Genomic DNA, 25,228 nt, shown 5'->3' on the forward strand with positions numbered 1-25,228 from the left:
CTCCCTCTGCTTCTTTTGTTATCTAATACCCATCTACAGACCAATGGGGAGGATCGTTACTCAACTTATACACCCCATAGGTGCTACCAACAGTCCATAAATTACGATTTAGGGCTGCATTGTTTGGGTTACCTACAGTTACCAATCGCCCATTACCATCTCTAATGCTAATTGTGCCATTCCAGGTGACATTCCAATCAATTGCCTGTCTTTGAGTATGGCGCGAATTTAAAGAAACCGGATTACCACCAATTCCATAAGCATTTACCATTTCTTGAGCAGCTTGTACTGAGCCTGCATTGGTGTAATGCTCCCATTCAATATTCACTCCCGCCATACTTGGGACAAATTTAGCTGAAATTTCTTGTCTATTGATTCGCGCTGCATAATGCATTAAATAAGCACGTTCTTTGGGACGATGGGTAGCAGTAACAATTACTTGACATCCTGCATCAATTAGTGCTTTTTGAAATGCTTCAACTCTTTGACGAAATGGTGATGCTAAATCAGCAATTAATCGACTGGTGGGGAAGTTATTAACCCAATGTGCGCCACTCAAACGAAATCTTTGATTTTTCGCAAACCCATTTAAAATATCTAAGGCTGGTGTTAAATCTTGTCCGAGTTTTTGTTTGGTATTATTGCTTAAAGCCTCTTCTATTTCACTACGCCAACGTACATCTCTTTTTTTATATGCTTCGGCTAAACCTTTATTACTACTATTACCAAAATCTCCATCTGCTGTTAAAGGTGGATTTAATTGTCCAGTTTTATTAATGGATGCTTGTAAATCTTTAACTTCTGCTTCCCCAAAACCAAGGTAACTTAGCAATGTGCTAGCTGAGAGATTAGGAATCTGCAAAATAAAACCCTGATTTAGGGCTACAGAATAAGTCATATTTCCAACTATACCATCAGCAGTTAAGTTATTTCTTTGCTGATAGCTACGAGTAGCTTGATCGGTTTGTTTACCAAAGTCCCCATCAACCACATCAATCGGAAATTGAGCATTTTTTAAAAAGCTTTGCCAACCTTGGACAATATCACCTTTTGAGCCAAGTCTGATGACTGGTAATTTGAGAATACTGACATTAAAAGCCATAATTTTCTCCCCATTAAAAATTATAGACTTCTTGCAAAAGCTTGATTTTTAGTCAGAGAGTCAGCATTTTGCTGAATTTTATCTGTTACTTCAGGTACTTTTGCAAGCCGTCTATAGATTACTCAATAATGATTGCCTAAATTTTGATGCATTCGCCAAATGAAAAATGACTAATGACAAATGACTAATGACAAATGACTAATGACAGCCCTCATCAATTATCTTGAATCGCACCACCATATTTAAAGTAATTTCTGCCAAGAAGCAGGTCCGATAATTCCATCAGCAACTAAGCCATTTTGCTTTTGAAAGTTTTTAACTACCGCTTCTGTTTGCGGCCCGTAAATACCATCAACTTCAACACCTAAACGATATTGGATGTAGCGAATTACCGGCCCGCCAGCATGATTTGGACGAATAATTCTGCGTGCTAAAATTAAATTGATGGCATCCCAGGTAGCTTTGTTAGCAGTTCCTGTTTCGGCAATATCAATGATTTTTTGAAATTTGGTAACAGCAGAACTTGTAGCACTTCCTGCTACCCCATCTTCTACTAAAGGTTTACCATTTCTATCGGTAATTTTTAGTTGGTTCAAGGCTTTTTGTAGACGTAGAACTGTGACATCTACATTCAGTTCTTCATCGGGTACGGGGTTTACAGCTGTAGTTGGTAATTTACCAGTCAAGCCTTTAACAATTGCATTCGCTAGAGCTTCTGGCTCATAAAGATTCATATCTTTTTGTGAATCGATAAAGCAGCACTCTACAAGAATTGCAGGCATATTTGTATTTCTCAATACATATAAATGAGAGCCACTTTTAACATTACGATTAAAATAGCCTAATTTGACAATTTCATCTAATACTGGTTTCGCAATTCTGCGACTTGTTTCGCTACCTGCAAATACTTCTGTGCCGTTGGCTTGCCCGTTAAAAGCATTAAAATGAATTGAGACGAACACATCAACTTTATTGGCATTTGCTATATCACATCTTCTAGCAAGTGATTCACCGACTCTGCTAGCTCTCTGTGGTCTACATGGTATGACTTGATGCCCTAAAGCTTGTAACTTAGATATAACTCTATTGCCGACATCTAAGGTTAAATTATCTTCAAATCTAATGCCTCTTGCTCCAGTATCAGGGGGGCAATTATGTCCAATATCAATGCCAAATTTCATTTTTATCTCCTCCGCTTATTTTCATATTAGTTTAAATTCTTAACACCTTTTGATTACTCTCTTTTATACTTTTACAGAAAGAAAAATAAATTTTCCATCTTAAAAGCTAACATGACTAGGAAAAATGCATACCATAAATATGCTGAAAGTTACTCTGACAAAAGTCATAAGATAAATAATCATGGCTCAAACTGCACAAAATATTTTTTTACTACAAACTACAGAAAATAAATTCCCGGATTTTAACAAAACTTTTGTTCGCTTAACACAACTGGCAAATAAATTGATCGCGTAAAGAAAATGTAACAAAATACACAAGTATGTTGCTCTATATTTCTTCCCCGTCAACCGTCAACCGTCAACAATCAACCGTCAACAAACCTAGTGAAGGGAGGTAATACTACTGAGAAAGCCGTGAAGACCGATCCAGCTATTTACCATGCTCTTCTTACAATGATTTTATAAGAATTAATTTGATTTTCTTAGTCACGAACACTTGGCGAGAACGGATTCACCGTTGAGTCAGTGTGAGTTATCTTTATAGTCCTGTGTCTTTGGTGGTTTCTCCACAAGCCTATGCAACCCACTAATCCAAACCAATTTACAGAAAAAGCCTGGGAAGCGATCGCCCATACCCCGGATATTGTGAAACAATATCAGCAACAACAGATTGAAAGCGAACACCTAATGAAGGCGCTGCTAGAACAAGAAGGGCTAGCAAGCGGGATTTTGACCAAAGCGGGTGTAAATTTGCAAAAAATCCGCGATCGCGCCGAACAATTTATTCAGCGTCAGCCCAAGGTATCCGGTAGCAGTACTTCTGTTTACTTAGGACGCAGCTTGGATACTTTATTAGACAGGGCGGACGCTTATCGCAAAGAATTTAAGGACGAATATATTTCTATTGAGCATTTATTGCTGGCTTATGCCAAAGACGATCGCTTTGGTAAAGGTATATTGCAAGAATTTGGTTTAGATGAAAGCAAGCTAAAAAATATTATTAAACAAATTCGGGGGAGCCAGACAGTGACCGACCAAAATCCAGAAGGTAAATACCAATCCCTGGAAAAATACGGGCGTGACCTCACAGAAGCAGCACGTAAAGGTCAACTCGATCCGGTGATTGGTCGTGATGATGAAATTCGCCGTACAATTCAAATTCTTTCGCGGCGCACCAAGAATAACCCCGTGTTGATTGGCGAACCAGGTGTAGGTAAAACTGCGATCGCGGAAGGACTCGCCCAGCGCATCGTCGCCGGTGATGTTCCCCAATCCCTCAAAGACCGCAAATTAATCGCTTTAGATATGGGTGCTTTGATTGCTGGGGCGAAATTCCGAGGAGAATTTGAAGAACGCCTGAAAGCAGTCTTAAAAGAAGTGACCGAATCTGGCGGCAATATAGTTCTATTTATTGATGAAATTCATACTGTAGTTGGCGCTGGTGCAACTCAAGGCGCAATGGATGCGGGGAATTTATTAAAACCCATGCTAGCTAGAGGCGAGTTGCGCTGTATTGGAGCGACAACTTTAGATGAATATCGCAAATATATTGAGAAAGACGCCGCTTTAGAAAGACGCTTCCAGCAAGTTTATGTAGATCAGCCCAGCGTCGAAGATACTATATCTATTTTGCGGGGGTTGAAAGAACGCTATGAAGTACACCACGGGGTAAAGATTTCCGACAGTTCCTTAGTAGCTGCGGCGACATTATCGAGTCGTTATATTAGCGATCGCTTTTTACCAGATAAAGCCATTGACTTAGTAGACGAAGCTGCTGCTAGGCTGAAAATGGAAATTACTTCTAAGCCAGAAGAACTAGACGAAATCGATCGCAAGATTCTGCAACTGGAAATGGAGAAGCTATCTTTACAAAAAGAAAGCGATTTAGCTTCTCGCGAACGGTTGGAAAGATTAGAGAAAGAACTTGCAGATCTCAAGGAAGAACAAAGAACCCTGAATGCACAATGGCAATCGGAAAAGGATGTCATTACCAAGATTCAGGCGGTAAAAGAAGAAATTGACCGCGTTAACCTAGAAATTCAGCAAGCAGAACGGAATTACGACCTCAATCGCGCTGCTGAGTTAAAATACGGTAAGTTAACCGATTTACACAGAAGATTAGAAGCGGCGGAAAATGAACTAACACAAGCCCAAGGTACGGGTAAATCTCTGCTGCGGGAAGAAGTTACCGAAGCCGATATTGCGGAAATTATTTCTAAATGGACAGGAATTCCCATCAGTAAATTGGTGGAATCGGAAAAAGAAAAACTGCTGCATTTAGAAGATGAACTGCACCACCGGGTAATTGGACAAAATGAAGCCGTTACAGCTGTAGCTGATGCAATTCAGCGATCGCGTGCTGGGTTAGCCGATCCTAATCGTCCCATAGCTAGCTTTATCTTCCTCGGCCCCACAGGTGTAGGTAAAACCGAGTTAGCCAAAGCTTTAGCCGCGTATATGTTCGACACCGAAGAAGCTTTGGTACGCATTGACATGTCGGAATATATGGAGAAACACGCCGTTTCTCGCTTAATTGGTGCGCCTCCCGGATATGTGGGTTACGAAGAAGGCGGACAACTCACCGAAGCTATTCGCCGTCGTCCATACGCTGTGATTCTCTTTGACGAAATTGAAAAAGCACATCCCGATGTGTTTAACGTCTTCCTGCAAATTCTTGATGATGGTCGCGTCACCGATGCCCAAGGTCATACGGTAGACTTCAAAAATGCGATTATTATCATGACCAGTAACATCGGTTCTCAATATATTCTCGATGTCGCCGGGGATGACATGCGCTATGACGAAATGCGCCATCGGGTATTGGAAGCGATGCGTAATAGCTTCCGTCCAGAATTCCTCAACCGAATTGACGAGTTTATTATCTTCCACAGCTTGCAAAAACGCGAACTCCGGCAGATTGTCATGCTACAAGCTGATAGATTGCGCCAAAGATTGAGCGATCGCAAAATGTCCCTGCGACTCTCGGATGCGGCTCTTGACTTTTTAGCCGAAGTCGGTTACGATCCAGTTTTTGGTGCGCGTCCATTAAAACGAGCAATTCAACGGGAATTAGAAACTCAAATAGCTAAAGCTATCTTGCGTGGCGAATTCCACGATGGTGACTCTATCTTTGTAGATGTGCAAAATGAACGCCTATCTTTCAGCCGTTTGCCGGTTGAGGTGTTTACTAGCTAATTTGGTTATCCATAACCGCAGACAAAGTAAAGACGCCAAGAATTCTTGGCGTCTTTGTTTGTTATAAATACTGTGGGCAAATTTCAACCGCAAGATAATACTTAATCCGCCGTCGCCATACCTACTCAATCAGAAAAATTCTCACTCAAATAACGACAAATAAATATAGAAATTAGGTTTATAAATTACCTATAAACAATTATTTTATGCAAAATGTTCCTTATCAATATCGACTGCTAATTTTATTTTCATTGATGGGTTTGGTTATCGCCTATGACTACTGGCGTCATCCAACTAACCCGAAAAAATTTAAAGAATACTTGTTTTTAATTCTATCCGGTTTAATGGGTGCAGTATTTGGTGTTATTAACGATCAGATTACCTGCACTCTTTCACCTGCTTACTTTTATTACTTCAAAAATGTCCCCTATGATTCTAGTTTTCGTTGGCAAGTAAGTCAGGTTGGATTTGAAGCAGGCTTTTTCGCGGGTTTTTTTAGCTACGGCATCTTTTTAATCATTAATCAGAAGCGAAAGTTACCTTTACCTCATCATCAATTAATAAAAATGGCAAAGTATCCTATTGCTTGGGCAATTGTGCTTGCGCCAATTACAGGATTGATATTTTATTATTTGCAGTTTCCCTTTTTTGTCGAGCAAATTCAGCCAATCGCTGAACCCACAGAAATTCCCAAGTTTATTTTGGTTTGGGGAATTCATATTGGACTGTATCTTGGTGCAGTTTTAGGAATTGTGCATGGTGCGGTAAAGATTCGCCGAAGATTGTTAGCCCAAATACCCTGAAGGGGCATCCGTAGAAGGTCAAAATAACGTCATCCACCGCGATATCAAACCGGTAAATTTTTGGTTCCTCTACCATACAGAGTCTGGCGACGCATTTTTCAAAAAAGTCATAGGTACCCTTGGATATTATAGTTGAATCCGCATAAATTCGATGTAACAAATTTCTTGATTCCACAAATAACGCTAAATCGTGGGTTATTTGCGAATAATTTGCGATAATTTGGATTTTTGTCATCTAACTTTACAAAATTAGGCAAAATTATCAATATTTATTACGCAAATCAGTAGCCAAAAATATCATAAATCACATTTTAATAGTAAATATACTGAATCAAAGAGATGTTAATCAAAATCCAACTCCTCTGTCATCTCCTAATTCAAAAGTTTGAGAACATTCCTAAATGCTGGTTTATAGCAACCGGAATTAATTTCCGTGCCAATGTATGTTTTATTAGATGTAAAAATGACAATCGCAGGAGCTAAAGTTTTATGTCCCTAGAACAAGTGAAAGCTTTTTATGACCTTTTAACATCAGAGCCAGCAATTTATGACCAATATGCTAAAAAGTGTTGTAATCAAGGATTTTTTGGCAGTTACCATTGGGATAAAACAAAAATTGTCAAATTTGCGGCTACTCATGGCTATAGCTTCAATGAAAATGAACTCGATCAAATCTGGTTTGAAACCGAGTCCAGTAGTGCAGATAATTCTCTAAATCTGGCTTAATCTGCCAATTTTGCAGAGATATCTGACTTAGAGATGATTTTATAATCTATAACGCTATAATTTGCTATTAATTTGCCACATTAATTGTGATGATTTCAAGTCATCCCAGACAGAAAGAATGATTCATCATCATTAATGTGGCATGGCGATGCAGCTAAAATGCAGAATCAGGCTGCTGTAAAAATTCTATTTCCTCTGGAGTGGAAGGGCGTCCGAGAATGAGATTGCGATGAGGGAAGCGCCCAAAACGCTCAATTATTTCCAGATGTTTAAAAGCCGACTTAATCGCGATCGCACTTTCTCGATCGTGACTGATTTGCTGAAATAGCTTGATAGAGCGTCGTTGATCCTCCAGATTTTCGCTATGTTCAAAGGGTAAATAGATAAACCAGCGTTGTACGGGGAGGAATTCGCGATCGTAGCCTTTAGCTACAGCTTGCTGTGCTACTGAAAGCGCTTCCCAATCAGTGCTAAAGGCTTGAGGCGTGCCGCGAAACATATTTCGCGGAAATTGATCTAGCAGCAGAATCAACGCCAGACAACTTTCGGGAGAATTCACCCAATCGTCTAATAATCCTGCTGCGGCCTTTTGGTAAGCTTCGAGAAAGCGACTTGTCAATTCCCAATCGAAATCTGGTGTTGCTTTAAACCAAAAATCTCTGAGTTTACCGTAACCTGGTTCATCGGGATGACCAAACCAGAATTCCAAAATCGCTTTTACCTGTGACATTACTGTGATTAACCCTTGCAAAGAACTTGTCGCATTTTACGCATATTTGCGGGTAACTCAAAGTTCATTGCTTGTTGAATCAAAATAGAGGGTATCATCAAATTTGGGGTAGCTCGCACATCATAAGCAAGCAAAGTCCCATTACCGCAATCTTGCAGTTCTAAATTGGCTTTAAAGTCCTCAAAAGTCCCTTTTTCCATGCGGAATTGAATTTGCTGTCCCAATACTTCCACAACATTTAAGTAAATTTCTACTTGAGCTGTGAAAAAGAAAAAAGCTTTTTGCGCTGCTTGATACAGACGCTTCACCTCACCTTTAGACACAACCTCGCTTTTGGTAATATCGGGAAAATAATGTACCCAACGCGGATAGTCTGTCAATTGCTGCCAAACTTGCGATCGCACTAGCGGTACATACATCCAAGCTGTCACTGCACCACCCCAAGCTGTGTGCGATTCTGTTTTCACTAAAATTTCACCCTGCATGAGCAATTTTTGCTCTTGTTGACTCCAAGGCATATCCTTACCTGTAATAATTGAGTCTGAGATATGAGACGCAGACATATTAATTTCCATTACTCCTCAAATCACACAGTTAAAATGGTTTAAACTCCGAAGCATTTGATGGCATCGAGTCTAGTCCATTAAATTCTAGTTCCACTTCAGCAAATAAAATTTCCGGAAGTGGTAATTTTTCCGTAAATATTTGATGAAAAGCTTTAAAAATTTGTGCTGATTATGAAAGAAGTTTAAAGTAAAAAGTTTGACTAATTTTACTCGGTAACTGTGTTATTGTCAGCTGTCAACAAGGAAATAGGCAATAGGCATTTATCTTATTTTTTTATTTATACTCTTCTCTAGCTCCTATCCCTTGTAGCCAGTAGCATATTAGTACATATATTGTGTAGAACTAACTACTAATTACTGATATTACCTAGATTGCAACGCTTGCAAGTAGCAGAGAAACTTTTTCAGTAACAATAAATTTTCGTAAAAAATTGAATTTCTCCAAGATAGAATAGCACAAACATCATCGGGAGCATGCCAATTTTTATCAAGGCTGCCAGGCTATCAGCCACTGGCTCTAAATATGAAGCCTACAAAAGCAGGCTTTGTTTGTGTAGTCATACTCTAGAAGGGTATTGATTAAAAAAGTGAGATGCTTCCAACATCATCTACTATGCAAGTTAGATTCGTTAATTACTGAGATTAGAGGTAAAATAAGTGAGTCAGTCTTCTTTAAATCGGCGATTAACCCAACTTTTCGGCATTCTCTTAGGCATAGGCATAGCCGTATGGTTACTGAGAGGTTTCGGTCTGATTACTTTTATTCCTGGTGGCATTATTTGGTTATTATTACTAGGCGCGATCGCTGTTGGCATTCTCGGTTATGTGCAAAAAACCTGGTGGCGTTTTTAACATTGGCGAACTGAGAAAGCAATCACAAGTCAAGGCAATCACCAACTCTCTAAGGGAAAGTACAATGGAAAAGTATATATGTACTATATGCGGCTATGTATACGATCCAGAAAATGGCGATCCAGATAGCGGCATAGAACCAGGAACAGCCTTTGAAGATATCCCCGAAGACTGGGTATGTCCAGTTTGCGGAGCGTCAAAACAGGACTTTGAAATCGCAGAGTAAACCAGCAAATCCCCAAACCAAACCAGAAAATCTCTTTTAACAGTCAACAGTCAACAGTCAACAGTCAACGCTATTGTAAAGTAGGTGCTATTGAGATAGTTGTTAAGTTGTTGCCATTGAAGATTGTTGTTATTGGGGGTGGGGCTGCGGGATTTTTTGGTGCGATCGCTTGTGCTCAAGTTAATCCTCATGCTCAAGTTACTTTAATTGAAGCTAGCCGCCAACCACTAGCGAAAGTACGGATTTCTGGCGGTGGACGCTGTAATGTGACTCATGCTTGTTTTGAAGCTCAAAGATTAGTGCAAAACTACCCTAGAGGTGGAAAAGCACTGTTAGGCGCTTTCACTCGCTTTCAAGCTCAAGATACTATAGCTTGGTTTGCCGCTCGGGGAGTCCAGCTAAAAACCGAAGCTGACGGCAGGATGTTTCCCATCACTGATAGTTCGGAAACGATAGTTGACTGTTTAATGAATGCGGCGCAAGCATCTGGGGTAGAACTGCTTATAGGTACAGCTGTAGTTAAAGTCCAACGCCAAACCGAGACAGCAGGGTTTGAGATTGTGCTGAAATCAAAAGAGGTGTTAAAGTGCGATCGCATTTTACTCGCCACAGGTAGCAGCATCGCAGGTCATAAAATTGCCCAAGATTTAGGGCATAAAATTGAACCACCCGTACCCTCTTTGTTTACCTTTAATATTCCCGATCCTCAGTTGCGGGGATTAGCTGGGATTAGTGTCAACCCTGTCAAGTTACGGTTATTAACTAATAGTAAACCGCCACTAGAACAAACAGGAGCATTATTAATTACCCATTGGGGTTTAAGTGGCCCTGCTGTTCTCAAACTTTCCGCTTGGGGGGCGCGAGTTTTACATCAAAACCACTACAAAACTAAATTATTAATTAATTGGCTAGCGGAATTCCCGCAAGAAGAAGTCAGGCAAAAAATCCTCGCAGTGAAGACTGAATGGGGAAAGCGACCGATTATGCTACATCGAGGTGTAGACTTACCTCATCGCCTCTGGCAATACATTCTCACCCGTGTGGGAATTACCCCAGAGGATCGTTGGGCAGAATTGCCTAATAAAATGCTCAATAAATTAGTAGCAGAACTAACTCAAGGAGAATACACAATTACAGGTAAAGGCGTTTTCAAAGAAGAGTTTGTTACCTGTGGCGGTGTCAATCTCAAAGAAGTCAACTTTAAAACGATGGAAAGTAAGTTAGTTCCTGGTTTGTACTTTGCTGGCGAAGTCTTAGATATTGATGGTGTGACTGGTGGATTTAACTTCCAGAGTGCTTGGACTACCGCCTATTTAGCTGGTAGCGCTATGGGAATTACGTCGAGTAAGTAGGGTGGCGAAATGAAAATACTACCAAGGGCTGTCATTAGTCATTAGTCATTAGTCATTAGTCATTGGTCATTGGTCAGGATTTCCAGCCTATTTACGTTTCGTAATATAGTTTGGTGCAATTACTGAATTACTGAATTAATTAATGAAGGAATTTCTTTACTCTGTGTACTCTGTGCCCTCTGCGGTTAAAATCTTTTTTTGAACCACAGAAAACGCAGAAGTAAATGAGGTACGCGCTTCGGGGCATGGCAGTGCCAATGCCCCTACAATCAACGATAATCTGTACCTGATTAACTGGCAATCTGCTGGAAATTTAATAATTCCCTAAAAGTCTGATTTGGTTGTTTCTAAAAATGAAAATTTGGCAAGCTGATTTTTACCGAATTCCCCAACAAAATACTACCAAAGAAAATATCTGGGAGTTGTTAATTTGCGATGCAACTCGCAGCTTAGAATATGTAGCTAGCTGTCCGCAAAAACAAGCGAATTCAACTTGGTTAACCAGTCAAATTCAACTAGCAGCAGGCGAACAAATGCCAGATATCATTCAGGTATTTCGCCCGCAATCTTTAAGTTTAATTGAGGCGGCTGGGCAGAATTTAGGGATTACAGTTGAACCTACCCGTCGGACTTTAGCACTTAAGCAGTGGTTAGAAGAAAAACAATATCCCACAGTTGTCGATCAACCACCACCTGTACCTTTACCAGAAAATCTTTGGGGCGAACAATGGCGATTTGCCACTTTAACGGCTGGGGATGTAGAAACAGCATTTAGCGATCGCCCGATTCCGATCCTCCATCTGCCAGAATATCTTAAACCCCTCAATCTCGGTTTACCATCAACCGCCCCAATTCCCGGTGTAGTCATCTATGGTGGGAGACAATCGATGCGTTTAGCCCGGTGGTTACATGAAGCTCGTCCTGTAGAGTTAAATTATGTGGCTGGTGCGCCCGATGGCTTAGTATTAGCAGCCGGTTTAGTCGATAGGTGGATTGTTGCCACTTTTACCGATTCAGAAGTGGCAACGGCTGCTAAACTTTATCAACAGCGTCAACAACTCAGTCGCGGATTACACTTTTTGTTAGTGCAACCAGATGATTCTGGTATGACTTACAGTGGCTTTTGGTTATTGCAATCAGAACGTTGAATTCGACGGAACCTCACCCACCCAGTTTACCTCTCTGCGCAAAAGAGGGGTTGGGGGTGAGGTGAAAATTTTGTATATCGAAGGTTAAATTAGCTCTATGTTATTTCGCCAATAAACTCCATCTTCTCGCTGCATTAATTTGTAACCAATTAACTCCCTGCGTAAAGTAGCGTAGTCAGGATGATAGCGTTTGAGTGTTTCATTCACTGTAAGTTCTGGATACTGAACTCCCGGTTCAAATTTACTGGCTAGCCACTTAAGAACGACTAAGCGCTTTTTCCGACTAGCGGGAATTTCTTTGAGACGTTGTACTACCTCTAGATTGTTGGCATTAGTTTCTATGTAGTTACTCAAGACTTTGCTTTCCCACGCTTCTGTGTCTACATCCTCGATTAAGGAGGCTATTTTCTCTGGGGTAAAAATTTCCTTGCTAATATTCTGCAAGGCTTCGCTATCTAATTGGTAGAAGCGGTTATTACCCTCTGGGCGCATAGTTACCAAATTTAGTTCCTTGAGTTTTGATAAATGATGGGATACTGTCGGTTCTTTAAGTTGTAATAGCACCGCTAACTCTTCAACACTGCACTCCTGGTTCGCTAAAATACCTACAATTTTTAATCGGCTCTCATCCGCTAAGGCTTTAAAAAATTGCAGTAGAGTCTGAAATTGTTCTTTCCTCATAATTTGTTATAATCAAATTCGACTCCGATCTAATTAGAGAGAAATCGAATTAGCTATGTTGTTGCCCTCTGAGCAGGCAGAGGGATTGTTTTGCTTGATTGTGAATTATTGTTAATTCTGCGACTCGTTCTGTCCAAAGTTGAGATTTCTTAAGTTGTTCTTTACATTTTGCTATGTTCAGACCATTCTCAAATAGAAACAGATGGAGAGGAAGTAAAACCAAACAGGGTACTTCCTTGGTACAAGCGGCGAGATTTTTAGGTGTAGACCAAAGTACTCTGTATATGGCTTTGCAAAAAGGACAAATTCCTACTAGCAGGAGAAATGGGCGCACTTTTATTAGTCAAGGCGCTTTAATGGATTATCGCGCTAGAACTAGACCTCTGTTATAAGCAGATGTCATTCTAACAAAACCTGACAGCATTCTTATCCCTAATTTCCACAGGATAGGAATGCTGTTGTTAATTAGTAGGTTGGTGTAATTAAATATAGCTGGCAAGGGCTGTCATTTGTCATTAGTCATTTGTCATTGGCAAGAGTTTCAAGTCTATTTACGTTTCGTAATATAGTTTTGTTTATTTATAGCCACTTACTTATTTGCTTATTTGAATATTTATGCCTGATAGCACATAATTAATTTGCTGGTGAATTTTCTAGTAATTATTTAATAATGATTAGTAGGACAATTTTAGGCGATCGCCTGAATATTTCTCAGCAAAACATTAAAGCGATCGCCCATTCAGCACCGAATAAAGGCTTATTAAAAGGTATTTGGTGGGATTTTTAGCTAAATAAACTCCAAAATTCCCCAATAATTTAGCTAAATTGCTCTTCTGCGTCTAAATTAAATAGCATTTGCAGAGTTTGCATACATCGCCGTCTGGCTTCTACATCCTGCTGCGCTCGCAATTGCACCATCGGATCGTGTAAAATTTTATTAACTATTCCCCGTGTAAGTGCCTCGATTACCTCTTGATGTTTCTCGGCAAATTCTGAACCTAAGCGCGACAATGCTTTTTCTAATTCTTGCTCGCGGATGGTTTCAACTTTATTGCGCAGACAGCTAATAGTGGAGACAGTTTCTAAACTGCGCCACCAAATATCAAAAGCTTCTACTTCTTCATCCAGAATCTTCTCCGCTTCTTGCGCCATCTTCCGCCGACTTTCGTAATTTTGGGCGACAACCGCTTTCAAATCATCCACATTGAAGGCTTGGACGTTAGCTAGCTCATTTACGTCAGCATGGACGTTACGGGGTACGGAAATATCAAATAGCATGAGAGACTGGCTAGGCTCTAAAACCATTTCTAATTTGGCACGATCTAATATTGGCTCTGTAGCTGAAGTACTTGTAAATACTAAATCACTCCGGGAAATTACTTGCATCATTTCCGAGAGTGGTTGAATATCTAAAGTTTGTTCGGGGAATTGTTTGGCTAATTCCAGAGCGCGATCGCGTGAGCGATTTAAAATACTAATTTGCTGGGCACCTTTAGAAATTAAATGCTGTACCAACAAGCGCGACATCTTACCAGCACCGAGAATCGCCACCCGCGAAGCCGCTAAATTTTCGACTTTCATGTGCGCCAATTCCACCGCCGCCGAACTGATGGAAACTGCGCCAGTACCAATGCTAGTTTCAGTACGAACTCGCTTACCTGCTGTTAAAGCTTGTTTAAATAACCGATTCAAAATTGTTTTTATACCGTTATATTGCTGGCCTAATTTGTGAGTATTTTTCACTTGAGCCAGAATTTGTCCTTCTCCCAGGACTAAACTATCTAAACCTGCTGCTACGCGCATTACATGCATCACAGCATCATCATGCAGCAACATAAACAGGTGTTGACGCAAAGATGTTACAGGCAATTTACTATATTCAGCTAAAAACTGCGTGACTTCGCGAATACCGTGTTCTGTTTCGCCTGTGACGATATAAATTTCCAGGCGGTTACAAGTGCTGAGAATTGCAACTTCGTCAATATGGGGATAGCTAGTCAGTTGAGCGATCGCATTTTCTGTTTGGGGTTCGGGGATGCTCAACTTTTCCCGGATTTCTACTGGGGCTGTTTTATGGCTTAACCCCACCACTGCTATATTCATCTGCTAATTGATAATTGCTAAATGGTTAATGGTAAGTGGTGAATGGTGAGTCAGGAGTTAGGTAGGGGATTTAAACTCCTAACTCCTGACTATTTATTGCTTAGTGCAATTGTACGTACTTCGGCTGTTCAAACATGTGAATAGTATCCACAAAGCGCGCAGTTTTTGACTGGTTGGAAATAACTAGGCTTTGAGTTCTAGCTCCTCCATGAAAAAAGCGTACACCTTGGATGAGATTACCAGTGGTAATACCGCTAGCAGCGAACAGTACGGTTTCACCAGAGGCGAGTTCATGAGCATCATAGACCTTATCGGGGTCAGTGATATTCATTGACTGCAAACGCTCCAAGTTAGCTTCTTTGCTTTCGCCAATTAACCCTGTTTTGACGATAGCAGGGTCATAAATGAGCTGACCTTGGAAATGTCCACCTAAAGCACGCATAGCGGCGGCGGAAATTACACCTTCAGGCGCAGCACCGATACCCATCAGGGCGTGAATGTTGGTTCCAGCAAAACCACAAGATAAAGCTGCACCCACATCACCATCGGAAATTAGTTGCACTCTCGCCCCAGCCTCGCGGATTTCTTTAATTAAATCGTTGTGGCGTTCGCGCTTCATGACTACTACCACAAGTTCTTCAATAGAGCGATCTAGACACTCGGCGAGAATTTTGAGGTTTTCCGTTGCTGACTTGTTGATATCTACTTTGCCTTTAGCTGCTGGAGGTGCTGCTAATTTCTTCATGTAGAAGTCAGGAGCAGCAAATAAACCACCTTTTTCGGAAATTGCCAATACAGCCATCGAGCCTGGTTGGCCGTATGCTACCAAGTTCGTACCTTCACAAGGGTCAACGGCAATGTCAATTTCGATGAGTTCGTCTGGGTTACAGAAGTCCTTAGCATCTGGACGGGAGCAGATACCCACCTCTTCCCCAATATATAGCATAGGGGCGTCATCGCGTTCACCTTCTCCAATCACAATGCGACCGCGCATATAGATTTTATTCATGCGTTCGCGCATTGCTTCCACTGCCACTTGGTCAGCAGTGTTCTTTTCGCCTTTACCCATCCACTTTGCGGATGCGATCGCGGCTTGTTCTACTACCTCAATAATCTCTAATCCAAGTGTATTTTCCACAGAGTCGCCCTCTAAACTGCTTGACTTAGCGTCGTTTTATCTAGCTGTTCCAGTCTTCAAGTCTACCAAAGGGCGGATACCCGTGGAAAATACTATTGCTACTACTCTATGTTAAGTTTTGCTGCTATTAATTTTTGCTTGTTCTTTATTATACAAAGTTTTCTGTGTTTACACTGCCCTTTAACCGTTAAAAGTCTTTATTAATCATCAAACAGAAAGTATAGGCAATTACATAGGTAATATTGTACTCTTCTATTAAGTGTGTTTTTCTGGGTAAATCATGTTTATTGACTACATCACACTGATGTTAATTAATATGGTAGCCGGGTTATTTTTACTCGCTGATTACCTGTATCGCGGAATAGATAGCGATCGCCAGAAAAGCTGGGTTCCTGGTTTTGGGATTACAGGCGCGATCGCACTCACAACAGGCTTACACATGACTTTTACCTGGCCAGTTGGCGGTAGCTTTAATATCGCATTTGGGGAAACTACCGTTTTATTTGGCATTTTATTTATGAGTAGCGCGATCGCTCTTTCTCTAGACTGGGATTTATTAACGATAGCTATTTATGCTTTCTTTGCAGGCTTAGTAGCAATTGTTATCGGTATGAGAATTATTAATTTAGGGATAACAAAACAACCATTAATGTCAGGAATAGGCTTTATTCTGACTGGTTTAAGTGGCGTTTGCGCAGCACCAACTCTTTACTGGAAAACAAACCGTACTTGGCGATTAATTGGGGTAATAGTGCTGATTGCAGCCGCGCTGATTTGGGCATTTACTGGTTATTTAGCCTATTGGAATCATCTCGAAACTTTCCAAAAGTGGGTTCCCACACCCATGCGTTGAATTATTTTTTGCCCTACGTTTAAGTGTTAATACCGTTAATTTTGTATTTATATGTAATTAAAAAATTAATTTTTCTCTGGACTTTCGCCCATAGGCAATCATATGCTCTTATGCAGATAATATTAAGGTTATATATACATAATAAACCGCTTAAATACAGTTGCTTTTTAACTCTTTGTTAACTACTTTCATCGCTGCTTAATGTTCTGATTTTTACAGAAAAGGGCATTCTATGTTGAGAGAACAAAGTTAAGATGAAGCAGCTACAAAACGGATGATTCAACAAAGATCCCCTATATTTCCGCATAGGCTTAAGCAAATTGGATGCATCATTGTTTTAGCGATCGCCTACTATGGAATGGCAGAAATATCCCGTCGTCTGGCTTCCACACCTCAAGATGTGACTCCAGTTTGGCCTCCCGATGGAATTGCAACGGGGGCTGTTTTGTTGTTTGGTAACTGGATTGGTTACGGTGTGTTTTTGGGTTCATTTTTCGCTAACTTTTGGGCATTTCGAGATCCAACAAGTTTCTTATCTCTAGTAACTTCCTCAGTACCGGTGCTGTTAATTGCGATTGGCACAACAATAGGGACTTTATGCGGTGCTTTCCTGCTACGAAAAGCCAGCAACTTTCGCTATCCCTTAGAACGTGTCACTGATGTATTCAAATTTTTAATTTTAACTGGGATGGTAGGGCCGACAATCAATGCAACTGTGGGTGTCGCTTGCTTGGTGTTGAGTTGTAAAGTACCCTTGCCAATATCTGGACAAGTTTGGTTAACTTGGTGGATTTCTAACGTTTCGGGAATTGCGATTGTGACGCCAATTTTATTGAGTTGGCAGCAATTTATCGAAAAAAATCCCCAAACAATTTGGCAAAGTTTACGATTAAATTCCCCATCAGAAAATTTTGCACATTTGGCTCATCGTTTAAAATTCTGGTTCAATATCTTAGAACCACTTATTCTGATGCTGTTGGTAATATTCATCGGTGACATTGCTTTTGCTCAAGGATATCACTTGGAGTATATGTTGATTCCGATGTTGATTTGGTCGGCTTTTCGCCTGGGACAACTGGGTGCAACTTTATTAACTTTTATTGTGGCAGCGATCGCTGTCATTGCTACTGTTAATGGTAAAGGTGGGTTTGCTAGTGAGGATCTCAACCAATCTTTACTGCAACTGCAATTGTTTATTAATGCGATCGCACTTACCATTCTGGTACTCACAGCCACAATTGCCGAACGAACCCAAGCTGAATCCAAATTGCGTTTAGCCTTTGCTGAATTAGCCAGAACAAATGAAACTTTGGAATTGCGAGTACAGCGGCGAACTGAAGAATTGTATGAAAAAAATACTACTTTGAAGCAAACCTTAAAAACCCTAAAAAAGACTCAACTACAAATGCTTCATAGTGAAAAAATGTCTGCATTAGGACAGATGGTGGCAGGAGTCGCCCATGAAATTAATAACCCAGTTAATTTTATTCATGGCAACTTAATTCACCTTTCTGAGTATATCCAAGATTTACTGATAGCATTACAAACTTATCAACAACATTATCCCCATCCACCTCAAGCCTTGCGTGCAAAATTGGAACAACTTGACCTTGATTTTTTACAGTCAGATGTTAATAAAATTCTTAACTCTATGAGTCTCGGTACCGAGCGCATTCTCACTATAGTTTTATCATTAAGGAACTTCTCACGCTTGGATGAAACAGAATGGAAAGCAGTAGATATTCATCAAGGAATTGATAGTACTTTAGTAATTTTGCAACATATATTGCAAGCCACAGCACATCGCCCACAAATCCAGGTAATCAAAGACTATAATCAGTTACCCCTAGTTGAATGTGATGCTGGTTCCCTTAATCAAGTATTTCTGAATATTTTCAGCAATGCGATTGATGCATTAGAAGCATCTCATCAGGCAGATTCGGTGACAGCAATTTCGGCTACCCTGCCTACCATCTGCATTCATACTTGTCAAATTGATACCAACCAAATAAGAATTACGATTTCTGACAATGGTATTGGAATTCCTAAAGAGATTTGCTCGAACATCTTCGATCCCTTCTTTACCACCAAACCTGTTGGTAAAGGTACTGGCTTAGGTTTATTTATGAGCTATCAAATTGTGACTCAGAAGCATGGTGGTAAAATTCGTTGTGACTCCACACTAGGAAAAGGTACAAAGTTTGTCATTGAAATTCCGATTAAAGTTCAGACTATGGCTGAATTCAGCAGGGTATAAGCGCGACTAATGTCAAGTATAATTAGCGTTTTTACTACGCAAAATCTGTATTGTAAAACACATCTTAATTAAGATTTAATTAGTATGCAAGTATTAATTATACCAGCACAAATGTAGACATTCACTGATTATTTACCTAGCGCTCATCATCTCCAAACCTTTGCAAATTGGTTTACACTTTCCAGGTGATGAAAAATTACCCATGAGAAATAACTTAATCTAGAGAAAATTCCTAAAAAGCGATAATATGCAAATATGCTTAATTTTCTCAATCCTTTATTAAACCGTCATCCAGAGCGAGTTAAAGCTCAAGTTGAAATCTATACTTGGCAAACTTGCCCTTACTGTATCCGCGCTAAAATCCTACTTTGGTGGAAAGGTGTTCAATTCCAAGAATACAAAATAGACGGCGACGAGACAGCTAGAGCCAAAATGGCAGAAAGAGCTAACGGACGCCGCACAGTTCCCCAAATTTTTATTAATAATCAACATATTGGTGGCTGCGATGACCTCTATCAATTGGATACTCAAGGTCAACTCGATCCACTATTAGCGCAAACAGCAGTTTAAATTCAAAAATCTCGCCTTTAGGCTCTTTAAATACTTCCCAGCTAGAACCAAAAATAAACATTAAATTAGCCCGCTAAGATGGGCTTAGTCGCGATCGCTCTTAGTCCAAACGTGAGAGCTATCCAAGTCACTTCAGTGACTAATAATCATGTCAACCTTTGGGTTCTAAATCAGAATTAGCAATAATCCAATGTTAATTGCATACCCAGAATATCTTATCCACCGAAAATGGATGAGTCGTGCTTTGGAATTAGCACAAGCAGCTGGTGAAGCTGGAGAAGTACCTGTAGGAGCAGCAATAATTGATGCAGCAGGCAATTTACTTGCAGAAGGTGAAAACCGCAAAGAACGTGACAAAGACCCCACAGCTCACGCAGAAATTGTTGCCTTGAGAATAGCGGCTCAAAATTTACAAAATTGGCATCTTAATCAATGCACCCTTTATGTAACTTTGGAACCTTGTCCAATGTGTGCAGGTGCCATTATACACGCCCGTGTGGGATTGCTGGTGTATGGAGTAGACGATACCAAAACTGGTGCAATTCGTACTGTTACCAACATACCCGATAGTGCAGCCTCTAATCACCGCCTGAAAGTCATTGGCGGGGTTTTAGAGTCGGCTTGCCGTCAGCAATTGCAAGCTTGGTTTGCTACCAAACGGCATAAGCGAAATTAGCAGACAGAGACGAAACTGTCCAATAGGTATGACACAAGTGAGGAAAGAAAATTTACCGTGTAACTAATCAAGGTTTCGTCACATTTTACTAGGCAATCGGCAGTCACGAGCATGATGGACATTCACTCTGCTACTCCTACCTCTGAGCAAAAGCTCGCAAACACCCGCAGCCATAACCAGGTGGCTAATACTACCTCTGATACTTCACGGGTTTCTGCTTGGTTAGCACCTTTAGCGTATCTCTTAGGACGGTACTTTTTAATACCGTCGTTTTTTGGACATATTCAAATCATCGGTGAAGAAAATATTCCCGAAACCGGGCCGATGATTCTGGCACCTACCCACCGTGCCCGTTGGGATGCTTTACTTGTACCTTATGCAGCGATCGCTTGTCACCGCAAAAATGACTTGCGATTTATGGTTACTAGTAGCGAATGCAAAGGATTGCAAGGTTGGTTTGTGAGGCGCTTAGGCGGTTTTCCCGTCGATCCGAAGCATCCATCAATTACAACCTTACGTCACGGTGTCGATTTACTACAGCAGAAAAAAACCTTGGTTATTTTCCCCGAAGGCGGAATTTATCGTGATGGTGAGGTTCATCCCTTAAAGCCAGGAATCGCCCGTTTAGCTTTAAGCGCGGAAGCCAGCCAGCCAGATTTAGGCGTAAAAATCATTCCTATTAGTATCAATTACAGCCAAAGCTATCCTAACTGGGGTACTGATGTAATTATTCACATCGGCTCACCCATCACAGTTGCAGATTACAATCATGGTTCTCTCAAACAAAATGCTAAATCTTTAACTAGCGATTTAACCAAAGTTTTACAACAACTCAGCCACCAAGAAACAGAAATTCCTAATCATACATTTGCAGAAATTCCTAATTTGTAATTTGGTCAGTTGTCAGTTGTCAGTTGTCATTTGTCATTTGTCATTTGTCATTTGTCATTTGTCATTTGTAAAAAATATCAATGCCCAATGCCCCATGCCCAATGCCCATTGACTAAATACTCAAACTTAATTCCCAACTATTCAATTGACCAACATCTTGCGCGACATAATCAACTAACCACAATTGCCAACGTCCTTTAGCTGAGATGGAAAGCAATTGTTTGAGTGCTGGATGCGATCGCACTGTATATGTTGTTTGTAATGTTGTCCGCCTTCCTAAAGTGCGGTTTTGCAATAAAACTTGTTGATTATTGGGTGCAATTAAATAAATTTCTAAATCGCCTAAAAAATCGTGGGTAAGATTAACTGTAACTTGTATATCTTGGATGATACTGGCATCGGAAATCGCGATCGCGCTTTTAATTCCCTGGCGATTATTATCGGGAATCCCTAACGCACTATCATTTCTCCCCTTAATTTGCTTGCTCGGAGTTGATACCCCTGTACGCATTTGCTGCGCAACCTGCACGGCTTTGGCTGCATTCACCTTGCCATAACCAAACCATTGGGAATGTCCGTTACTGTCATAAGTACCTTCCCGAAAACCCAATTGGGGGTCAGGATTGGTGTCTACAATCTTATCAGTGGTTTCTTGTAATATTCGTCTGACTTGTTGGGCAGTTAAGTCAGGGTTTGCTGACAAAATTAAGGCAGCAACGCCAGCAACTACAGGCGTGGCTGCCGAAGTACCGCCAAAGTTGTTGGTAAAGTCCCCTTTATCGTAACCAGCAGCGCCTAATTGGTCTGAACTGAGCATACCTAAGCCAAAAAGAGAAGTAGCGATCGCGGGTTGGGTTTCCATAAATCCAGCTTCTTGAAACCACATCCCCGGCGGTGCATTGTTACTAGGGGCACATACAGCAATATTATTACCCCAATTGCTATAGGCTGATTTCTTATTCAAACTGGTACTCGCAGCAATAGCCATCACATCGGCATGTACCGCAAAACCACTTAACCAATCTGTATTACCTGATAATAGATTTTTCGGCCAGTTGCGCTCAAAAATAGTCCCGTCAATTGGGCGGTTAGCATTTCCCGCCGCAAATAAAATGACACAACCTTTACCATTCCGCCCTTTGGTAGCCGCCCGCGTAATTGCTGCACGTTGACGCATTGATAAAGGGAAATATACAGCCGATGCCCCCCAACTGCAAGAAATGACACTTGCACCTTTATCTATTGCCCAATTAAAGATATCTTCAATCGATTCATCATCTAAAAATCCTGTGGTGCGAATTGGCATTAAAGCACAACCAGGTGCAACCCCGACAATTCCTTTACCATTTTCTTCAGCCACAGCTATTCCTGCGCAAGCTGTACCGTGGCTAGTTTCTTCTTCATCCGGTAAAGGTAAAAAATCATTTTCTTTTAAATCTCTAGGGGCGACAATCTTACCGCTACCTTGAAAATCCGGATGATTTAAATCAAAAGAATCATCAACTACGGCGACTACTACAGAACGAACACCGCGAGTAATATCCCAAGCTTTTTCTACAGCAATATGGGAACCAACTGTTAATTGATTACCGCCATTGTGGTTAAGATACCATTGCTGGGCATACAGAGGATCGCGGGGTTTATAATGGGTTTCCTGACGTACCAAAATATTTGGTTCAGCCGCTAATACTTCTGGGCGAAATTGCAATTGATTGGCAATTTTCAGGGGATTTTCTGTAGCTTGTTTACTGACACCAAAGACAAAAGTATTCGGCAAACCTGGCACTAATTTTTCTTGCACTAAGTTAAATGCAGTTGCGAGCGCATTGATCTGAGCAGCATCAATATTAGTAGCAAATTGAATAGTGATTTGATCGTTGAGATAAACAAAAGTTCCCGGATTATTTTTGAGCTTGTAAATATGGCTAGCAAAAGCTACTCTATTGTCAGCACGGGCTTGGGACATTGCCGTTTCTAACTGATTGGGTGCTACAGTAAAAAGTTCTAGCTTGGCTTGGGGAATGCTGCGTTGCCAAGTACCCCAATTTATTTGAGATAATTCCTGGGAATTGAAATCTCGAACCAGACGAACACTGAAACGATCTAAAACCTTTTCTAAAATCAATTCTTCCCCACCGCGTTGTAATACTAATCCCAGATTGTTAGCTGGTATACCTGGATTGGGAGAGTTGGCAGAATTCATGGGATCGTTCATAGAAACACTTTTAGATATTATGATTAAAAGCTGAGGGAACTCAATTAGCCTGATTTTCAGTCTAAAACAGAGAAACTGAGAATGTGACTTTGCTTGGTTAAAGACAAAAACAGAGTTAAGATACCCGAAGTTTCCATTTGCTTTTTATATATTTTGTCGCACGAATTGATCCCATGAACCTAGCCGTTGCTGTTCCCTGGATTAGCTTCACTTCTTTATCACTCATAGCAACCCTCAGTCTGCTATCACCTAGTTATGCTCAGGTAAACAATTTACCAAGCAACAATCAAGCACAACCTATAGACCCCAACAATCCCAACAATCTGCGTCCGGTAGCGCAAAACACTACGTTGTTGAGCATTGAAAACGGACAGCGTTTGCTCAAGGAAGCCGAGGATGCTGTATCTGGCCAAAAATATGATGTAGCTGCCAAAAAACTTCAAGAAGCACGCCAGGTTTTTAATCAGCTGTCTAATTTTTACCAAGATCTCAACGCCAGTTTTTCGGGAATTGACAACAGAGTTTCTGAGTCTCAGCGCCAAAAAGCGCGAGATACAGCCCAGCTAAGAGATGAAGCTACCTATAGACTGGCATTAGTGCATCGGGCACAAAATCAATCAGAATTGGCTGTACCTTTGCTAATCCAAATTATCAAAAGTCAAAACCCCACAAGGGAATTGGGCAAAAAAGCTTATCAACAGCTATATGAGTTAGGCTTTGTAGATGCACCCTATCCCCGACAAGGTGGGAGTTCTTCTTCCCAAAAATAAGTTCACAAATGCCAAAATTCCCTGTGATGGGATGCTATGCTGGGCAATGCCTTAATGGTAGGATGTGAATATCTATTGTCTGTTAAGGCATTCTCAAACACAAGTCCCTAGAGTGCCTAGTTTTTTTAGCTTGGCAACAACTGCCAGGGTAAAAAGCGATCGCGCTCTATCTGTTAATAATAGAAAAGAAGTTTTTTCAGGAATTGCGATGATTAGTCCGCAGCAGGTTGAGGCAATGATCGTAGCGGAACTGCCAGACGCACTGGTTAAAGTGCAAGATTTGACTGGTGGTGGCGACCACTATCAAGTGACAGTAGTTTCATCGCAGTTTGCAGGTAAGAGACTGGTACAACAACACCAGTTAATCTACGATGCATTGCGACAAGCTATGTCAACAGAAGCAATTCATGCACTAGCCATCAAGACTTACACTCCCGAAGCTTGGCAAACTACAGCCGCTTCTTAGTCGTTTAATACTGACTGTTAAATGTCAGTCGCCTCCAGTTGCGTAGGCGTAGCCCGCCGCAGGCATCGCTACAGGCGCTGGCTCCTCTAGACTATAAGCAAAACTAGGAAACAGAAAAACCATGACGCCAGAAGTAAAACAAAAAATTGACAACTACGTAAAACAAAACAAGATTTTTGTTTTCATGAAGGGAAACAAGTTAATGCCGCAATGTGGTTTCTCTAACAACGCCGTGCAGGTTTTTAATACATTGGGCGTTCCTTTCGAGACTTTTGACGTTCTCTCCGATCCAGAAATTCGTCAAGGAATTAAGGAATATTCTAACTGGCCGACAATTCCCCAAGTCTATATCAATGGCGAATTCATTGGTGGTTCAGATATCTTAATTGAAATGTATCAAAGTGGTGAATTACAGCAATTAGTCGAAGTAGCCTTAGCTTCGTAATTCGTAATTCGTAATTCGTAATTCGTAATTCGTAATTCGTAATTCCCTTCGGGAAGCCGCTAGGCGTCTACGTAATTCGTAATTAAACCAGAAGTAGGGGCGGGTTGATGGATGATTTTCGTTAATCACCAAGGATATCTCTCAACCCGCCCTTATAACCCCAAGCTAAAACAGGTTATAAGAAAGGCTAGCTGAAAACCCTTGAGGATGTGACTCGTAGCGTGGCGAAGAGACACATCCGTACTTTAGGCAAGGGGACGGCAGTTGCTTCAAGCCGGGGAA

General features: G+C 40.9%; 24 protein-coding genes. 16 read left to right on the forward strand and 8 right to left on the reverse strand.

The window, feature by feature from the left end; genetic code table 11:
• Positions 1-22 precede the first annotated feature (22 nt).
• Together H6G08_RS12265 and H6G08_RS12270 are read right to left on the reverse strand one after the other, a co-directional pair.
• Positions 23-1,102: a peptidoglycan-binding domain-containing protein gene (locus tag H6G08_RS12265; RefSeq protein WP_190542400.1), complete on the reverse strand. Its 1,080-nt coding sequence runs from the start codon at positions 1,100-1,102 to the stop codon at positions 23-25.
• A gap of 242 nt (positions 1,103-1,344) precedes the next feature.
• A complete protein-coding gene (locus tag H6G08_RS12270) occupies positions 1,345-2,283 on the reverse strand; it encodes an N-acetylmuramoyl-L-alanine amidase (RefSeq protein WP_190542403.1) in 939 nt (312 codons plus the stop codon).
• 576 nt (positions 2,284-2,859) lie between these two features.
• On the opposite strand from H6G08_RS12270, the gene clpB reads away from it, so the two are divergent.
• From clpB to H6G08_RS12285, 3 genes are all read left to right on the forward strand, one after another.
• On the forward strand, positions 2,860-5,478 hold the full coding sequence (gene clpB / locus H6G08_RS12275; protein WP_190542406.1) for an ATP-dependent chaperone ClpB: 2,619 nt from the start codon (positions 2,860-2,862) through the stop codon (positions 5,476-5,478).
• Between the two features lie 206 nt (positions 5,479-5,684).
• A complete protein-coding gene (locus H6G08_RS12280; RefSeq protein ID WP_190542409.1) occupies positions 5,685-6,281 on the forward strand; it encodes a hypothetical protein in 597 nt (198 codons plus the stop codon).
• Positions 6,282-6,770: 489 nt separating this feature from the next.
• Positions 6,771-7,007, forward strand: coding sequence for a Nif11-like leader peptide family natural product precursor (locus H6G08_RS12285; protein WP_190542412.1), 237 nt, complete (start codon positions 6,771-6,773; stop codon positions 7,005-7,007).
• 154 nt (positions 7,008-7,161) lie between these two features.
• On the opposite strand, the gene H6G08_RS12290 is transcribed toward H6G08_RS12285, so the two are convergent.
• Both H6G08_RS12290 and H6G08_RS12295 read right to left on the reverse strand, forming a co-directional pair.
• A complete protein-coding gene (locus tag H6G08_RS12290) occupies positions 7,162-7,737 on the reverse strand; it encodes a DUF924 family protein (RefSeq protein WP_190542414.1) in 576 nt (191 codons plus the stop codon).
• Positions 7,738-7,745: 8 nt separating this feature from the next.
• A complete protein-coding gene (locus H6G08_RS12295; protein WP_190542417.1) occupies positions 7,746-8,300 on the reverse strand; it encodes an SRPBCC family protein in 555 nt (184 codons plus the stop codon).
• A 660-nt stretch (positions 8,301-8,960) separates the two neighbouring features.
• On the opposite strand from H6G08_RS12295, the gene H6G08_RS12300 reads away from it, so the two are divergent.
• From H6G08_RS12300 to H6G08_RS12315, 4 genes are all read left to right on the forward strand, one after another.
• Positions 8,961-9,155 (forward strand): hypothetical protein, encoded by a 195-nt coding sequence (locus tag H6G08_RS12300; protein ID WP_096642985.1) that lies wholly within the window; start codon positions 8,961-8,963, stop codon positions 9,153-9,155.
• Positions 9,156-9,219: 64 nt separating this feature from the next.
• On the forward strand, positions 9,220-9,381 hold the full coding sequence (gene rd / locus H6G08_RS12305; protein WP_190542420.1) for a rubredoxin: 162 nt from the start codon (positions 9,220-9,222) through the stop codon (positions 9,379-9,381).
• 107 nt (positions 9,382-9,488) lie between these two features.
• Positions 9,489-10,733, forward strand: a complete 1,245-nt coding sequence (locus H6G08_RS12310; RefSeq protein ID WP_190542423.1) for a BaiN/RdsA family NAD(P)/FAD-dependent oxidoreductase — start codon at positions 9,489-9,491, stop codon at positions 10,731-10,733.
• A 353-nt stretch (positions 10,734-11,086) separates the two neighbouring features.
• Positions 11,087-11,881, forward strand: coding sequence for a Tab2/Atab2 family RNA-binding protein (locus H6G08_RS12315; protein WP_190542426.1), 795 nt, complete (start codon positions 11,087-11,089; stop codon positions 11,879-11,881).
• An 84-nt stretch (positions 11,882-11,965) separates the two neighbouring features.
• Here the strand turns inward: H6G08_RS12315 and H6G08_RS12320 are convergent, their stop codons facing one another.
• Positions 11,966-12,562 (reverse strand): DUF2087 domain-containing protein, encoded by a 597-nt coding sequence (locus tag H6G08_RS12320; protein WP_190542429.1) that lies wholly within the window; start codon positions 12,560-12,562, stop codon positions 11,966-11,968.
• 173 nt (positions 12,563-12,735) lie between these two features.
• On the opposite strand from H6G08_RS12320, the gene H6G08_RS12325 reads away from it, so the two are divergent.
• Positions 12,736-12,954, forward strand: coding sequence for a helix-turn-helix domain-containing protein (locus H6G08_RS12325; protein ID WP_190542432.1), 219 nt, complete (start codon positions 12,736-12,738; stop codon positions 12,952-12,954).
• Between the two features lie 424 nt (positions 12,955-13,378).
• On the opposite strand, the gene H6G08_RS12330 is transcribed toward H6G08_RS12325, so the two are convergent.
• Positions 13,379-14,665, reverse strand: coding sequence for a glutamyl-tRNA reductase (locus H6G08_RS12330; RefSeq protein WP_190542435.1), 1,287 nt, complete (start codon positions 14,663-14,665; stop codon positions 13,379-13,381).
• A gap of 100 nt (positions 14,666-14,765) precedes the next feature.
• Positions 14,766-15,803, reverse strand: a complete 1,038-nt coding sequence (gene glpX, locus H6G08_RS12335; protein WP_190542438.1) for a class II fructose-bisphosphatase — start codon at positions 15,801-15,803, stop codon at positions 14,766-14,768.
• 280 nt (positions 15,804-16,083) lie between these two features.
• Between glpX and H6G08_RS12340 the strand changes: the two genes are divergently transcribed.
• The 5 genes from H6G08_RS12340 to H6G08_RS12360 all read left to right on the forward strand — a co-directional run bounded on the left by H6G08_RS12340 (position 16,084) and on the right by H6G08_RS12360 (position 21,050).
• The gene (locus tag H6G08_RS12340) at positions 16,084-16,656 is read left to right on the forward strand and encodes a DUF981 family protein (RefSeq protein WP_190542441.1); all 573 of its coding nucleotides are present in this window, start codon (positions 16,084-16,086) and stop codon (positions 16,654-16,656) included.
• 274 nt (positions 16,657-16,930) lie between these two features.
• Positions 16,931-18,913, forward strand: a complete 1,983-nt coding sequence (locus tag H6G08_RS37480; protein ID WP_190542444.1) for a sensor histidine kinase — start codon at positions 16,931-16,933, stop codon at positions 18,911-18,913.
• Between the two features lie 255 nt (positions 18,914-19,168).
• Positions 19,169-19,483 (forward strand): glutaredoxin 3, encoded by a 315-nt coding sequence (gene grxC / locus H6G08_RS12350; protein WP_190542447.1) that lies wholly within the window; start codon positions 19,169-19,171, stop codon positions 19,481-19,483.
• Between the two features lie 190 nt (positions 19,484-19,673).
• Positions 19,674-20,159: a tRNA adenosine(34) deaminase TadA gene (gene tadA / locus H6G08_RS12355; protein ID WP_190542450.1), complete on the forward strand. Its 486-nt coding sequence runs from the start codon at positions 19,674-19,676 to the stop codon at positions 20,157-20,159.
• 114 nt (positions 20,160-20,273) lie between these two features.
• On the forward strand, positions 20,274-21,050 hold the full coding sequence (locus tag H6G08_RS12360; RefSeq protein WP_390625606.1) for a lysophospholipid acyltransferase family protein: 777 nt from the start codon (positions 20,274-20,276) through the stop codon (positions 21,048-21,050).
• 112 nt (positions 21,051-21,162) lie between these two features.
• On the opposite strand, the gene H6G08_RS12365 is transcribed toward H6G08_RS12360, so the two are convergent.
• Positions 21,163-23,265 carry a S8 family serine peptidase gene (locus H6G08_RS12365; RefSeq protein ID WP_190542456.1) on the reverse strand — a complete coding sequence of 701 codons (2,103 nt, stop codon included), beginning with the start codon at positions 23,263-23,265 and terminating at the stop codon, positions 21,163-21,165.
• A 173-nt stretch (positions 23,266-23,438) separates the two neighbouring features.
• Between H6G08_RS12365 and H6G08_RS12370 the strand changes: the two genes are divergently transcribed.
• From H6G08_RS12370 to grxD, 3 genes are all read left to right on the forward strand, one after another.
• Positions 23,439-24,035 carry a hypothetical protein gene (locus H6G08_RS12370; protein WP_190542457.1) on the forward strand — a complete coding sequence of 199 codons (597 nt, stop codon included), beginning with the start codon at positions 23,439-23,441 and terminating at the stop codon, positions 24,033-24,035.
• 208 nt (positions 24,036-24,243) lie between these two features.
• The gene (locus tag H6G08_RS12375) at positions 24,244-24,501 is read left to right on the forward strand and encodes a BolA family protein (protein WP_190542486.1); all 258 of its coding nucleotides are present in this window, start codon (positions 24,244-24,246) and stop codon (positions 24,499-24,501) included.
• 121 nt (positions 24,502-24,622) lie between these two features.
• Entirely contained in the window at positions 24,623-24,946 is a 324-nt protein-coding gene (gene grxD, locus H6G08_RS12380) for a Grx4 family monothiol glutaredoxin (protein WP_190542461.1), read from the forward strand.
• The last annotated feature ends 282 nt before the right edge of the window (positions 24,947-25,228 follow it).

Origin of the sequence: Calothrix anomala FACHB-343, assembly GCF_014696435.1 — a bacterium.
Lineage (GTDB): Bacteria > Cyanobacteriota > Cyanobacteriia > Cyanobacteriales > Nostocaceae > Aulosira > Aulosira anomala_A.